Below are 13,648 nucleotides of genomic sequence, written 5' to 3' on the forward strand. Positions count from 1 at the left end.
CCGCGGGAGGAGCCCGAGAAGATGCTGGACATCGCCGAGGAACTGCACCGGTGGTTCACCGAGGGGCGCGAGATGGCGGTGGCCACCGTCGTCGCCGTCCACGGCAGCGCGCCGCGTGCGCCCGGCGCCGCCCTCGCGGTGGACTCCGCCGGCACGGTGACCGGCTCGGTCTCCGGCGGCTGCGTCGAGGGCGCGGTGTACGACCTGTGCCGGCAGGCCCTCGCCGACGGCCGCCCCGTTCGCGAGCGGTTCGGTTACGACGACGGCGACGACGCCGACGACGCCTTCGCGGTCGGCCTGACCTGCGGCGGCGTCCTCGACGTGCTGGTGGTGCCGGTGCGGGCGGGGGACCCGGTCCGGGAGGTGTACGAGGCCGCCGTCGCGGTCGCGGCGGCGGGCGATCCGGCGGCCCTGGCCCGCGTGGTGGTGGGCCCGGACCCGTACGACGGCCGGGCCCTGCTCGTCCGCCCCGACGGCACGCACACCGGCGGCCTCGGCGGCGACCCGGCCCTGGACCGCACGGTCGCGGCCGAGGCGCGCGCCTTCCTGGACGCGGGGCGGACCGGCACGCTGGAGGTGTCCCGCTGCGGGGCGCCGCTCACGGTGCTGGTCGAGACGTCCGTGCCGCCGCCCCGGCTGATCGTCTTCGGCGCGGTCGACTTCACCGCCGCGCTGGTCCGGGCGGGCAGGCTCCTCGGCCACCACGTCACGGTGTGCGACGCCCGCCCCGTCTTCGCGACGCGTGCCCGCTTCCCCGAGGCGGACGAGGTCGTCGTCGACTGGCCGCACCGCTACCTGGACCGCACCCCGGTCGACACCCGCACGGCCCTGTGCGTGCTCACCCACGACGCCAAGTTCGACGTCCCCCTGCTGCGCCGCGCCCTGCGCCTCCCGCTCGCGTACGTCGGCGCGATGGGCTCCCGGCGTACGCACGAGGACCGCGTGCGCCGGCTCCGCGAGGCGGGCGTGACGGAGGCGGAACTGTCCCGCCTGCGCTCCCCGATCGGCCTCGACCTGGGCGCGCACACCCCGGAGGAGACGGCGGTCTCCATCGCGGCGGAACTGGTGGCGGTACGGCGGGGCGGCACGGGGGTGCCGCTGACGGGGGCGGACGTTCCGATCCACCGCGGCATCACGCTTCCCGCCACCGGTTGACCCTGTCGGTGGACCCGGTCGCCGTAGGGCTTCGCGGCTCAGGCGGATGCGAGCGGGAAGGCGGTCAGGACGCCCTCGGCCTCGTTCCACACGACGAGGCGTCCGTTCGTCTCGGTGGCGTAGGACATCGAGGTGAGCGTGGCTGATAGGGGGGAGTCCGGGGAGAGGGTGAGGCGACCGCCGCGTACGGGGGTGCCGGTGCCGAAGGGGAAGGCGTAGAGCTGGAGCCCGGTGTCGTCGTCGGAGGCGACCGCGCGGACGGCGCCCTTGACCGAGTCCGGGAACAGCACCGCCTCGCTCGCGTCCCGGCGCAGCCGGTGCTGCCAGGCCACCTTGCCGGTGCTCAGGTCGAAGCCGGCGACCACGGTGTCGAAGCCGACGTCCAGGGTGCGGTCGTCGATCGTCCACGCCTTCACGAAGACGCCGTTCGCCGCGACCCCCTCGTACCGCTGCGGCCGGGCGGCCTCCCCGCGCACGTCCTGGATACGGAGTTGCCGCCAGGCTCCCTTGGTGCGGGAGAAGCAGAGCTCCTCGTTGCCCGCGTCCACGCCCTTCGGCACGGCGACCACGAGGGGGTGGAGATGGACCAGCCGGACGGAGAAGTCGGTGCCGTTCTGCTTCGTGGCGGGCGGGGCGTTCAGTGTGTCGAGGACCCGGCCGGTGGCGAGGTCCTGGGTGAGGATCACCGCGTCCGACGTGTCCGAGTCGTCCTCGTAGGACGCCATGAGCCGGCCGTCGGCGAGTTGTACGTGGTCCAGACGGCGTTCCCCGCCGTCGGCGGAGCGCTGGGTCCTTCCGGTCCAGAGGGTGCGTCCCGTGCGGGCGTCGAGTGCGACGGGGGCGGAGTACGTGCCGGTGACGACGGTGTTCTTCTCGATGCCGATGGCGGGCCGGTACGCGCCGGCCCGGTTCGGGTCCTGCGTCAGCGTCTTCTTCCAGAGCCGCTTGCCGGAGTCCAGGTCGACGGCGACGGCCTGGGTGCAGCCGCCCTGGTCGCCCATGCGGTACAGGACCGCGCCGATGCCCTTCGACGTGCTCGGGGAGACGGCACAGGCGTGCAGGCCGGGCTCGTTCCTGACGGTCCATGCGGGCTTGCCGGTGGCGAGGTCGTACCCGACGACGGTGCCGGCGTAGACGCCCGCGACGACGTGGTCGTCGGCCAGCGTGCCGAGGAGGGACGTCCCGTCCCCGCTCTTGGGGAGGGGAGTGGCCCAGGCGGACCTCCGCTCGCCGTCGATGCCGTAGGTGCGGGCGTGCGGGCTCTCGGCGGTGTCGGCGGTGGTGCCGTCGGAGCCGTCGAGGAGGCGGTCGAGGAGGCCGTTGTGGTGGGCCCAGTAGAGGCCGGTGCCGGCGGTCACGAGCAGTACCAGGGCGAGGGCGAGGACGCCCGTGAGCAGACCGCGGCCGCCGGAGCGGGCGGGGGCCGGGGGCTGTGGGGACCAGGGGGCGGGACCGTAGCCAGGGGCGGGTGCGGGTGCGGGCGGTGCAGGAGAGACGACCGGGGGTGCAGCGGCCGGGGGCTGCGACCCGCCCCGCATCCTCCGTGCCGCACCGTTCAGCAGCTTCACCGCGCCGAGGCTCACGAGCACGAGCGCCCCGCCGACGACCTTCGGCAGCACGTCGTCGTTGCGGAAGAACATCATCGAGCCGACGACGACGAACACCCCGTACAGCGCCTGCCCCACGGTGGCGCCCGCCGGGACGACACGGAGCAGTTGCGGGATGGTCGAGGCGGCGGCGAGGCCGAGCCCGAGGGGGAGGGCGGCGCCGAGTGTCAGCGCCGCGAAACCGAAGGAGTTGCCGTACGCGCCCCAGTCGGCACCCATGACCAGCAGCCACCCGGCGGCACCGAGCCCGAACACCACGAGGAGCCCGTTGAGCCAGGCCGCGAGCGTGGCGGCCCGCCGGGCCACGGGCAGCTGCGCCACCGGCGACCGCCAGGCGTCCGGAGTGAGCGCCCGCAGACTCCGCCGCAGCCGCAGAACACGCGCGAAGGCCGCACCCCCGACCCCGAGGGCCACCAGCCCGACGAGCGCGAAGAGAAACCCGGTCGGCCGCCGCGTCACCCCGAAGTGCACCCCGCCGAAGGTGAACGGAATCCCGAGGAAGAGGGCGAGGACGAAGACCCGGTTGTGGCGGTGTATGCGCTGTACCAACAGGCGCACGTCACCCTGGGCGGCAGGCGCGGGCTGAGGCGGTGTGGGCGAGGAGCCCGGATGGCCGGAGGGCGGGCCCCACTGCATGGAATCCCCCATTCTGCGTGCTGTGCCAGTTCCATGCGGCGCCCCCCGGGGCCCGCCTCCCGGAATGCTAGGACGGCGAACCACCCCGGTAATCAGCCGCACGGAGTGCCCCGGCATACCGCGTGAGTTGACCCACGCCCCCGTCTACAACCAGCGCGGTACGTCAGGGCCCCGCCGATTGCTCGGCATACTGACCGCGCCGGCGGTCAGACCCGTTCGAACGGCTCGGCGTACGTGAAGACGCCCCGCAGCGCGGGGTCGTGGGCGGTCAGGGGGCGGACCTGGAAGTACTCGCCCCACGAGGGGTCCGGCGCGGTGATGCCGTGGTCCGTGCTGGGGCGGAAACCGTAGCGGCCGTAGTACGCCGGGCTGCCGAGGAGGGCGACGAAGGGCTCGCCCAGGACGTCCGCCGCCCCGAGCACGGTGTGGACGAGGGCGAGACCGACGCCGTGGCGCTGGTGGTCGGGGTGCACGCTGAGCGGGCCGAGGCCCAGGGCGGGGACGGTGCCGACACGGCCCCGGGTGCAGACCACGTGGCCCACCACCTCGCCCTTGTCGCCGAGCGCCACGAGCGACAGTTCCGGCAACCAGGCGTCGCAGGTGCGCAGCTCGTCGAGGAGCGTCACCTCCACCGGTACCACGGTCTCCGGTTTGGCGAAGGCCGCAGCGGTGACGGCATTCACGGCGGGAACATCGGCAGGCGTCTCGCGTCGGATCAGCATCGGCACAGTCTGAGCCGCGAGTAATGGCGCCGCAAAGGATTTGCGGAGGTCTTGAGGGGTGCGGCGGAAGGGGGGAGAGCCCGGGCGCCACCGGGAGTTCCGTATCCGCCGTGCGACCGCCGCCCACCGGCGATACTGGACGTATGGATGCGACGATCACCGCCCCCCGCGCCGAGGTGCTGCGGGAGCGTTACCGACGTCGGCTGCCCGAACGCCTGCGGGACCTGGCCGGCCCCGTTGTGGGCGACGTCGACCTGCCGCTGCACATCGTCTGGTCCGGGCGGACGAGCTACAGCCTGGACCGCCCGAAGTCCCGCATGACGCTCTACCGCACCGTCCTCGCCGAGGGCCTGCGCGAGGACCTCGCGGCCTTCCTGCACCACCGGCTGCTGACCGAGCAGTGGCCCGTTCTGCGGCGCCTGGTCAGCCCCTACATCCGTGAGGTCTGGGAAAACGCCTTCCCCGAGCTGGCCCGCACCGCCGCAGCCGACGCGTCGGCCGCGTGAAACTGACCCCGCTCCACGAGCGTCTCCTCGCCGACATCCTCGACCTCGGCTCCCCCTATCCACTGGTCCTCACCGGCGGATACGCCGTGCAGGCCCACGGCCTGGTCGAACGCGTCAGCCGCGACCTCGACGTCGCCACCGAGAACCCGGCCCCGATGGACGAGATCATCGCCTCCCTCACTGCCGGCCTCACCACGCGCGGCTGGCGGACCACGCACGTACAGAGCGACCCGCTCAGTGGCCGGTTCCTCGTCACCGCCCCGGACACCGGCGAGGAGTGCGAGGTCGACGTCCTCAAGGAGGCGTTCTGGGCCCCGCCCGCCCGGACTCCCTACGGCCCCGTCCTCTCCCTCGACGACGTGATCGGCACCAAGGTTCGCGCCCTCGCCGACCGCGGCACCGTCCGCGACCTCATCGACGTCCAGGCCGCCTCCCGCCACCGCTCCACCGCCGACCTCGAATCCCTGGGCCGCCGCCGTGCCCACGACGAGTTCAGCCTCGAAGACCTCCGCGACCGGCTCACCGGCGCGGACTGGTACGAGGACGAGGACTACGCCGCGTACGGGCTCACCCCCTGGCAGATCGAAGAGCTCAAGTCATGGGCGCTCGCCTGGGCAACGGACCTGGGGGAACGGATGCACGACGAGAACGCGTGACAGGAAGCCGACCTTGGTTCCGCTACATCATCCGGCGGAACAGACACGGCGCCCACGAAGGGGACGGCCAGGCCTGGTACACGTGCCTGACCTCCTACTCGAGTGACCGCTGGGAGTCTCGGAAGTGCTCACCGGCATCAGGATCGCCCCGGCCTCCAGCCGCTCATCGGTCGGCCCGGGACCGGTGCGGGGGCGTCGACGTGGCGCTCGATGCCGCAATGTACGGGTAGCTGATGTGCACCACCCGCACGAGCGATGCCGGCACGAAGACATGTGCGGCCGTCGACCGGGTGCGCGGCACGTTGCCCGGGCCCGTCCAGGCGATCGGCTGCTGGAGCACGATGTCGCGACGGGCCGGGTCCGGATCGGTCGACACATAGCGCGCATAGCCCTCCACCAGTCGGCCGTCGGACAGTTCGACGGCAAGAAACGGCTTGCGCTTCCCGTCCGGCCCCGCCCGGTCGGTGAAGGCGTGCACGGCCACTGTGCCTTCCCGTACCGCGGCGCCCGTACGTCTGGGTGACCTGCGGCCCGCATACACGCCGACCACGGTGCTGAGCACCATGCTCAGCACCATGGTCATCACTACGGCGCCGACCCACGACCAAGGGTGCTCCCGGAAGTCGGCCGATGCTCTCGGAACGTCATGGAGCGTGACCAGAAAGGGCGCCAGTTCACCGATCAAGAGGGTCAGCAACAGTCCGGCGGAGGTCGTCAGTGCGCCCACGCCGAACAGCTCGACGACCTCGGTGGTGGAGGACCGGGTGTCCTTGGTGCGGTAGTGGCTCATGGCCTGATGGAAGGCGAAGCCCGGCGTCATCGCGGCCAGCAGCAGCACCGCGGCGATGACACTACTGGGCACTCGGGTCCTCCGGCGGCTCGGCGGCGGGTGCAGGCGGGGCGCTGGTCACTGCGGGCGGCAAGGGAAGCTCGCTCCCGTCGAGGGGATCCTCGACGACGAACTGACGCTCGGAGAAACCGAATTCGTCCTCCCACTCCATTCCTCCGCCCTCGTCGTTCTGAGGGTCGGGCACGGGCTCGCCGTTCCGTTGCTTCATGACACGCGTCCTTACTGTGTGGCTTCGGACAGGGATGGAGCAGGTGTGAATGGGTCGTCGAACGACGTCGTGATACTGACGAGACCCGCCCAAAGTCGCGGCGGGACGGAGCCGACTTCTGCCCGGAATCGGCGCTGTGCACTGCGCAGCGCGGTCGAAGGTGCGACGCCCTCGGCGAGGAGCTGGTAGAGGACGGCCAGGATGCGCGCCGTCGGGTGGCTGTACCGGGCGTTTCTTGCCTTTCCGTCCGGCAGCGGAAAGATTCCCCCGATGACCGTCTCGGCACCCCGGCACAACGCGACCGTCGGGATGCCGAGTGGGTCGGTGCCGTGGCGCTCGTCGAGTTCGGCGGAGAGACAAGCGTTGATGAGCAGGGTGTGCGGGAACCGTAGCGTGAGCATGCGGGCCGTGGACAGGGTGGTGGTCCGGTCCAGACGCAGAGCGTGTGCGAGCCCTGGTCTGTCGTTGCCGTGCACGGAGGCGGTACCCAGCGCGTAGTCGACGCCATCGGGGGCCAGCAGCGACAGGAGCTGTTCGGGGCTGTGGGCGTGGGTGACGTCCGAGCCGTACGCGGCGTCCAGGGCGGCCCGTTCCATGTCCAGCCCTTCAGCATCCACACCAGAGAGAAACGCGAATGCTCGTTCTCGGCTCCCGGACCCCGTACCCGATGGCAGCCGGTGAGCTTGTTGCTGTTCTTCCATGAGGGACAGGCTCGGCGACATGGCGAGGACGGCGCGATCCACTACATACCCGTCCCGGGCATCCGGCGCGACACTCAGCGCGGCCCAGGGCACCCGCCACAGGCTCGAATCGGGGACGACCAGCAGCTTGGGAACCGAGCCAGTGGGGTCGATGTGGCGCAGGGTTTCCAGCAGGCCGGGTGGTAGCAGAAGACCGGCCAGGGCCGCCCAGGGTGAGACGTCACGGGAGGTCAGGTGGTGGCAGCGCGGTGACGTCCGCCAGTCCGGTGCCTGCGCGCGCACCCCCTCCGTCTCCCCGGCGTGATCCGGCTCCCGGGTCGTCACCGATTCGCGTCCGTCCCGTAGCGAGTCAATGCCGGCCACGTCCCCCAACAGTGCTCCCGCGGCCCCCCGCACCGGGTGCACGAACGGGTGCCTCGTTCCCCCAGGAGTCGTCCACAAGCCAACGACACGGCTCTCCGTGGCGTTGGTTACGAGCCGTGCCTGCACCACATGACTGTTCCAGCGTCTCGCATACGCACGCGAATCGGCAGTCGGTGCGTGAGGGTCTGCTCCTATGACCCACCGAAACCTCAACGACACCAGCGTCTCCAGACGTTCGTACACCTGTGCTGCCTGGTGGCTCGCCGCCTCGGGCCGGTCGGGGACCGCCTGGACCTCGGAGAACAACGCACCCTCCGGCCCGCTACCCGTGTCCTCGGCGCGGGCCAGCGTACTGAGCAGGTCGGCGATCTCCGCCATGCCGTGCTGTTCGATGTCGTCGGGTGCCCGTGAGACGAGTTCACCACGCAACATACGGCGCAGGGTGGTTCGGCTGCCGAGGTCGAGGAGTGACGCATACGAGTCCAAGGCCTGGTGGTCGCCACCCTCATGGAGGGTGTGAGCCGTGATGTAGGCGGCGAACTCGTGCTCGCTGTAGAGGTCGGTGTAATACTCCTGGGCATCGCGCCAGCCCCAGCGGGTGCGTAGTTCGGCGACGCCCCGCATCATCTCCAGGTACGCGTCGAGAGCACCCCTGTCGTTGCCCTGTGCATGAGAGACCGCAGCGGTGGCGATCAGATGGCGTACGCGATGAGGCAGAGCGCCGCCGCCGTTCGAGAGCGCACTATCTGCCTCGGCGGTCCACCGGGCGGCATCGGCGACCTTGTTTTCCATGAGGGCCAAGGCAGCGAGTGTGTCGCATGCGCCGGCATGTTGAGGGTGGCAGCGCCACTTGGCGGCCAGCGTACGGGCAGCCATGGCGTGTTCGCATGCGCGCGGGGTGTCACCCCGGTCGAAGGCGAGGTTGGCCAGGTACAGCTCCGCACGAACCCTGCTGAGCGGGTACATCCGGCCTCCACCGACCGTCACCGCTTGCGTGATGGTGGCGTACGACTCTTCGTTCCGGCCCCGCAGCATCTGGATCTTGCCGAGCTTTTCCAAGGCCTCGGAATGGCTTGAGCGGTTACGCCCCCGTTCGTGGTGGCGCACTGCGGCGACCGCCTCCGACTCGGCGGTCTGCAGATCGCCCTGCGCCGCCGCCAAGTCGCTGCGCGTCATGGCGACAAGGGCTGCCATGAGCGGGGACTCCTGTACGGCCGGATCCGCGGCAACGGACTCCAGCAACTCGGCGGCTGCGGCCACCTCTCCGGCCATACTCAGTTGATTGGCTCTCGCCAATTGCTTGAGCAGTGGGTCCAGATGGTGGGCATTGAGCAGCATCTGGCCCATGCCGGCCATGCTCAGGTTCGGACCGTGCCGCAGGGCGAGTACGACGACAGCCAGAAGGAGCACTGCCAGGAGCGCTACCAGGGGCGGATACCAGGAGCCGTCCCTGAGCGCCCGGGAGATGAGGTACGAGAAGACCGCCACTGTGGCGAGGAACTTCCAGGAGACTCGGCGTCCTGTGCGCTTGGGTTCCGGCTTCCGGCTGGGTTTCATTTCTTCCATGGGCACGCCCCCCGCTGCTCGGCCCTGGGCGCTCAGCATAAGGACATGAGCCCACGGTGACTCCCGAAAGTGGGGAAACGCTTGGTGTGCCGTATGAGGGCCCGGTCGAGCCGGGCGGTGCCGCAAGTGGCGGAGGAAGTGCGTTAGTGGCCCAGACTTGCTCACGGGCGGGCGCTGTAGGCGTCGAGGGGCCGGGTGTACGCGGGGCGGGGCGTGTCGGTGGGGTGGGGTGCGCGTTGGGCTTTCGACGGGTGACGGGACCGGTGGAGGCGGGCGGGTGCGATGAGCGAAGCGGTACGGCAGCCGGACGGGGCCGACGGGATGAACGCGCTGGGCTCGGAGGAGACGGCGGTCGCGGAACCGCCGCCCGAGCCGGGGTCGGGCATTCTGCGGGTGTTCGGGCGGCAGTTGAAGCGGTTCCGGATCCGGGCCGGGCTGGAGCGCGTCGAGTTCGGTGCGCGGACGGGCTATTCGCCGTCCACCATCGGGGCGTACGAGCAGGGCAGACGCGTACCACCGCCCCGGTTCATCGACGCGGCGGACGAACTCCTGGACGCGGGTGGCGTCTTGCGAGAGATGAAGGAGGAGGTCGCGCGGGCGCAGTTCCCGGCGTTCTTCCGTGATGCGGCGCGGTTGGAGGCGGAAGCGGTCGAACTGCACGTGTGCGACACACAAGTGATCAACGGGCTTCTGCAGACGGAGGAGTACGCGCGGGCGGTCTTCACGATGCGGCGTCCCCTCCTCGACGAGGAGACGCTCGAGCAGCGGGTCACCGCTCGCATGCACAGGCAGGGCATCTTCTCGCGACGGCCCGCGCCGTTGATGAGCTTCGTCATCGAAGAGGCCGTGCTACGCCGTCCCATCGGCGGTCCCCGAGTCCACCAGGGGCAGCTCGAGCAACTTCTGCTCGTGGGACAGAACCGCAGTGTCGAGATGCAGGTCATGCCGTTGCAGCGGGAAGAACACGCGGGGCTCGGCGGCCCGTTCACCCTGATCGAGACGAGGGAGGGGCAGCGCATCGCCTACGTGGAGGTGCAGAAGAGCAGTTCTCTCTACACCGAACGGAGTTCCGTAAGAGGCCTCGAGGCGCAGTATGGGATTATCCGAGCCCAGGCTCTCACTCCGTGGGAGTCGATGGCCTTCGTCGAGAGGTTGCTGGGGGAACTGTGAAGGGCGTAGCGGAACTGACCTGGGTCAAGAGCACCTACAGCAGTGGTGAGGGCGGCCAGTGTGTCGAGGTCGCCCTCGGTGGTGCTCCCGCCGTTCATGTCCGGGACTCCAAGGACACGGCCCGGCCCGGGCTGGCCGTCGATCGGGACGCCTGGGCGGCGTTCGTCGGGTACGCCGGCGAACGGGCACGCTGAGCCGGCGCCGTACGACCACCACCGTGCCCTGCCGCTTCGTACGAAGCCGCAGGGCACGCGCGTGCGACGGTGATTCGCGTGGGGTCGGTACACAGGCCCGGCCCCGCGTAGGTTGGACGGATGGCGACGATCGCATCCCAAGAGGCGTTCCTGCACTCCTTCCACGCCGAGTACCCGGCGGTGACCGCGGAGGCGTTCGGCCGTGGCCGCGCTCCGGACGGGCGGTCCAGTTATGAGGTGCTGTGCGAGCGGGTGGCCGGGTGCGGGCGCGTGCTGGATCTCGGTTGCGGTGACGGGCTGTTGCTCGAGTTCCTGGCGCGGGACGGCGGAAGACGGCTCGCGGGAGTGGACCTGTCGCCGCACTCCCTCGCACTGGCACGGCGCCGGCCGGCGCTCGCCGGGGCCCGGCTGGAGGAGGGGCGGGCCCAGGCGCTGCCCTTCGCGGACAACAGTTTCGACGCCTGCGTCTCCCATCTGGCGCTGATGCTGATGGGCGAGATCGAGCAGGTCGCGGCGGAGATCGCCCGGGTCCTCGTGCCGGGAGGGGTCCTGGCCTGCGTGGTGGGGGGCGGGGCCGTCGGCGGTGAAGCCTTTGACCGGTTCCTCGGGCTGCTGCGGGACACGGTCGGGGCGGCCCCCGCCACGCAGCGCATCCCGGCACTGGGCGACCGGAGGACCCGCAGCCGCGACGGACTCGACGAAGTCCTCGCCCCGGCCGGCTTCGCGGCGGTGGACTGGGAGACCGTCCCCATCGACCTGAGCGGCCCGGTGGAACAGGTGTGGGCCGCCGTCTCCGGCCTCTACGACCTCGGCCCGCTGGACGGTGCGGCCGTGGAGCGGCTGCGCGCGGCCTTCTGCACCGAAGTACGTGACCTGACGACGGCGGAGGGCACCGTCCCCTGCGCCTTCAAGGTGCACGTCGCGACAGCGCGGTTGCGTTGACCTCGTCACGGTGATGCTTCCGAGTGGAGTCCGGGACTTCCCGCGTCCGACGGTCACTCGCGGCGGGCCAGTACGTACGCCTGTGGGGTCTTCTCCCGCAGTGCCGGGTCCGGTTCGCGGGTCAGGCGGGCTGTTTCCGTGAAGCCTGCCGCGGTCAGTGCCTGGGCCAGGCGGTCGGGGGCGAAACGGTAGACGTCCAGTGAGAGATCGTGGCCGTATGCCCGGTCCAGGTGGACGCTGTTGTCCTCGCCCACCTTGTAGGCCAGGGCGAGTTGACCGCCGGGGGCCAGGGCTCGGTAGAACTCCGCGAAGTGGCGCGGGAGTTCGTGCGGCGGGGTGTGGACCAGGGAGTACCAGGCGACCGCCCCGGCGAGGGAGGCGTCCGGCAGGGCGAGGTCCGTCATCGTGCCGACCTCGAACCGCACGCCGGGGCAGGCCTCGCGGGCGACGGCCACCATGCCGGGGGAGAGGTCGATGCCGAAGACGTCCAGGCCGAGGGCGCGCAGGTACGACGTCACCCGGCCCGTGCCGCAGCCGAGATCCGCCACCGGGCCGTCCATGCCCGTGCCGCGCACCTGTCCGGTGAAGAGGTCCAGTACGGCTCGGTCGTAGGGCAGTTCGGCCAGCGAGTCGCGCAGCAGGCGGTCGTACGAGACGGCGGCGGTGTCGTAGGAGGCGCGGGTGGTGGTGAGGGGGGAAGGGATCGGGGAAGTCATGGGGCGGAAGCGTAGGACGGGGGTACGACAGTCGGTCGTCACGTCTTCAGAAGGCGGTCCACCGCATAGCCGTACGCCCGACGGGCGCCCATTCGTACGGTGGGGTCGAGGAGGCGGGGGAAGCCGCGTACGCGTAGGTCCTCCTGCCAGGTCACCCGGGCGCCGCCCGGGGGGTGGGGGTGGATGGTGATGTCCACCCAGCCGCCGAGCAGCCGGCCGTGCTTCTCCAGGCGGCAGTGGGCCGGGGTGTGGTCCGGTGGGGGTTCCCAGGCGGTGACCTCCATCGGGTCGTCGAAGCCCAGGGGGCCCACGCCGGTGCGGCCCACGAAGGCCGTGCCCTCGTGGGTGGGCGGCTCGGTGAGCACGGTGATCCGGGTCAGCGGGGCGACGTCGGCGTGGCGCGGCCAGTCCGTCAGCCGCTGCCAGGCCTGGTCGACGGTGAGCCGCGGGGCGACGCGTTCCAGTTGGAAGAGGGCCACGGGGCGATCGTAGGTCGGGACGGGGCCGGTCGCCCGGCGGGCGATCCGGGGCACGCTGGTGCATATCGTCACGAACGGGTACTCGCCGCACACGCAAGTGAACGCGAGAGTGAGGAGAGGCCCGTGGACGTGCACGTGTGGCGCCGCGCGCTGGTGACCGGGGGAGCGGGCTTCGTCGGCTCGCATCTGTGCGAACGTCTGCTCGATCAGGGGACGGAGGTCGTCTGCCTGGACAACCTCGCCACCGGATCGCGCGGGAACGTCGCTACCTTCGAACAGCGGTCCGGTTTCCGGTTCGTGCACGGCGACGTCACCGACCCGGCCGTCGTCCGCTCGCTGCCCGGTACCTTCGACCTCGTACTGCACTTCGCCTGCCCCGCCTCGCCCGTGGACTATCTGCGGCTCCCGCTGGAGACGCTGGACGTCGGCAGCACCGGCACCCGCCACGCGCTCGAACGCGCCCGGCGCGACGGTGCGCGCTTCCTGCTCGCCTCCACCTCCGAGGTGTACGGCGACCCGCTCGAACACCCGCAGACGGAGACGTACTGGGGGAACGTCAACCCGATCGGGCCGCGCAGCGTCTACGACGAGTCCAAGCGGTTCGCGGAGGCGCTGGTCACCGCGCACCGGCAGGTGCACGGCACGGACACGGCGATCGTCCGCATCTTCAACACCTACGGACCCCGGATGCGGACGGGCGACGGGCGAGCGGTGCCGACGTTCATCGCACAGGCGCTCGACGGCATGCCGCTCACCGTCGCCGGGGACGGCGGGCAGACGCGCTCCCTGTGCTACGTCGACGACACGGTGAGCGGGGTGCTCGCGCTGGCGGGCGCGGCCGGGGAGACCGGGCCCGTGAACATCGGCGGGGCCGACGAGATCACCATGCTGGAGCTGGCCCGACGGGTGGTGGAGCTGACGGGCTCCTCCTCCCGCATCCGGTTCGTCGAACGGCCCGTCGACGACCCGGCCCGGCGGCGGCCGGACACGGGGCGGGCGCGGGAGCGGCTGGGCTGGGAGCCCACGACCTCCTGGACGGACGGCCTCGAACGCACGATCGCCTGGTTCACGGCGCAGCCGATGGCGGCCTGATCACCGCCTCCTCCGTCCCGTCCCTCCCCGGTACGCCGACCCCGAATCCCGTGAGCGATCAGGGCGCCCCGCGGTGCGAGCGCGC

Annotated in this window: 14 protein-coding genes; 7 read left to right on the forward strand and 7 right to left on the reverse strand. The window is 71.3% G+C overall.

Annotated features, from left to right (window positions below; all coding sequences use genetic code 11):
* The first annotated feature begins 21 nt into the window (after positions 1–21).
* On the forward strand, positions 22–1,155 hold the full coding sequence (locus OIE12_RS26455; protein WP_329139445.1) for an XdhC family protein: 1,134 nt from the start codon (positions 22–24) through the stop codon (positions 1,153–1,155).
* A 38-nt stretch (positions 1,156–1,193) separates the two neighbouring features.
* Here OIE12_RS26455 and OIE12_RS26460 read toward each other — a convergent pair whose 3' ends face one another.
* Positions 1,194–3,311 (reverse strand): outer membrane protein assembly factor BamB family protein, encoded by a 2,118-nt coding sequence (locus tag OIE12_RS26460; protein ID WP_329139447.1) that lies wholly within the window; start codon positions 3,309–3,311, stop codon positions 1,194–1,196.
* Between the two features lie 293 nt (positions 3,312–3,604).
* The gene (locus tag OIE12_RS26465) at positions 3,605–4,120 is read right to left on the reverse strand and encodes a GNAT family N-acetyltransferase (protein WP_329139449.1); all 516 of its coding nucleotides are present in this window, start codon (positions 4,118–4,120) and stop codon (positions 3,605–3,607) included.
* Positions 4,121–4,263: 143 nt separating this feature from the next.
* Here OIE12_RS26465 and OIE12_RS26470 point away from each other — a divergent pair, with 143 nt between their 5' ends.
* Together OIE12_RS26470 and OIE12_RS26475 are read left to right on the forward strand one after the other, a co-directional pair.
* Entirely contained in the window at positions 4,264–4,626 is a 363-nt protein-coding gene (locus OIE12_RS26470) for a hypothetical protein (protein WP_329139451.1), read from the forward strand.
* On the forward strand, positions 4,623–5,282 hold the full coding sequence (locus tag OIE12_RS26475; protein WP_329139453.1) for a nucleotidyl transferase AbiEii/AbiGii toxin family protein: 660 nt from the start codon (positions 4,623–4,625) through the stop codon (positions 5,280–5,282). The genes OIE12_RS26470 and OIE12_RS26475 overlap by 4 nt, the downstream gene beginning before the upstream one ends.
* A gap of 163 nt (positions 5,283–5,445) precedes the next feature.
* Here the strand turns inward: OIE12_RS26475 and OIE12_RS26480 are convergent, their stop codons facing one another.
* The 3 genes from OIE12_RS26480 to OIE12_RS26490 are packed head-to-tail and all read right to left on the reverse strand — an operon-like array spanning position 5,446 to position 8,970.
* Complete coding sequence (locus OIE12_RS26480; RefSeq protein WP_329139454.1) at positions 5,446–6,120, reverse strand: DUF6338 family protein; 675 nt, start codon at positions 6,118–6,120, stop codon at positions 5,446–5,448.
* A 13-nt stretch (positions 6,121–6,133) separates the two neighbouring features.
* Positions 6,134–6,340 carry a hypothetical protein gene (locus tag OIE12_RS26485; protein WP_329139456.1) on the reverse strand — a complete coding sequence of 69 codons (207 nt, stop codon included), beginning with the start codon at positions 6,338–6,340 and terminating at the stop codon, positions 6,134–6,136.
* A gap of 11 nt (positions 6,341–6,351) precedes the next feature.
* The gene (locus OIE12_RS26490; protein ID WP_329142232.1) at positions 6,352–8,970 is read right to left on the reverse strand and encodes a CHAT domain-containing protein; all 2,619 of its coding nucleotides are present in this window, start codon (positions 8,968–8,970) and stop codon (positions 6,352–6,354) included.
* Positions 8,971–9,291: 321 nt separating this feature from the next.
* On the opposite strand from OIE12_RS26490, the gene OIE12_RS26495 reads away from it, so the two are divergent.
* The 3 genes from OIE12_RS26495 to OIE12_RS26505 all read left to right on the forward strand — a co-directional run bounded on the left by OIE12_RS26495 (position 9,292) and on the right by OIE12_RS26505 (position 11,276).
* A complete protein-coding gene (locus OIE12_RS26495) occupies positions 9,292–10,140 on the forward strand; it encodes a helix-turn-helix domain-containing protein (protein ID WP_329139458.1) in 849 nt (282 codons plus the stop codon).
* On the forward strand, positions 10,137–10,334 hold the full coding sequence (locus tag OIE12_RS26500) for a DUF397 domain-containing protein (protein ID WP_329139460.1): 198 nt from the start codon (positions 10,137–10,139) through the stop codon (positions 10,332–10,334). The genes OIE12_RS26495 and OIE12_RS26500 overlap by 4 nt, the downstream gene beginning before the upstream one ends.
* A gap of 120 nt (positions 10,335–10,454) precedes the next feature.
* Positions 10,455–11,276 (forward strand): class I SAM-dependent methyltransferase, encoded by an 822-nt coding sequence (locus OIE12_RS26505; protein WP_329139462.1) that lies wholly within the window; start codon positions 10,455–10,457, stop codon positions 11,274–11,276.
* A 53-nt stretch (positions 11,277–11,329) separates the two neighbouring features.
* Here the strand turns inward: OIE12_RS26505 and OIE12_RS26510 are convergent, their stop codons facing one another.
* Together OIE12_RS26510 and OIE12_RS26515 are read right to left on the reverse strand one after the other, a co-directional pair.
* A complete protein-coding gene (locus OIE12_RS26510) occupies positions 11,330–11,992 on the reverse strand; it encodes a class I SAM-dependent DNA methyltransferase (RefSeq protein ID WP_329139466.1) in 663 nt (220 codons plus the stop codon).
* A 38-nt stretch (positions 11,993–12,030) separates the two neighbouring features.
* A complete protein-coding gene (locus OIE12_RS26515) occupies positions 12,031–12,471 on the reverse strand; it encodes an SRPBCC family protein (RefSeq protein ID WP_329139468.1) in 441 nt (146 codons plus the stop codon).
* A 123-nt stretch (positions 12,472–12,594) separates the two neighbouring features.
* Between OIE12_RS26515 and OIE12_RS26520 the strand changes: the two genes are divergently transcribed.
* On the forward strand, positions 12,595–13,563 hold the full coding sequence (locus OIE12_RS26520; protein WP_329139470.1) for a UDP-glucuronic acid decarboxylase family protein: 969 nt from the start codon (positions 12,595–12,597) through the stop codon (positions 13,561–13,563).
* Positions 13,564–13,648: the final 85 nt, after the last annotated feature.

Source organism: Streptomyces sp. NBC_00670 (assembly GCF_036226765.1).
Lineage (GTDB): Bacteria > Actinomycetota > Actinomycetes > Streptomycetales > Streptomycetaceae > Streptomyces.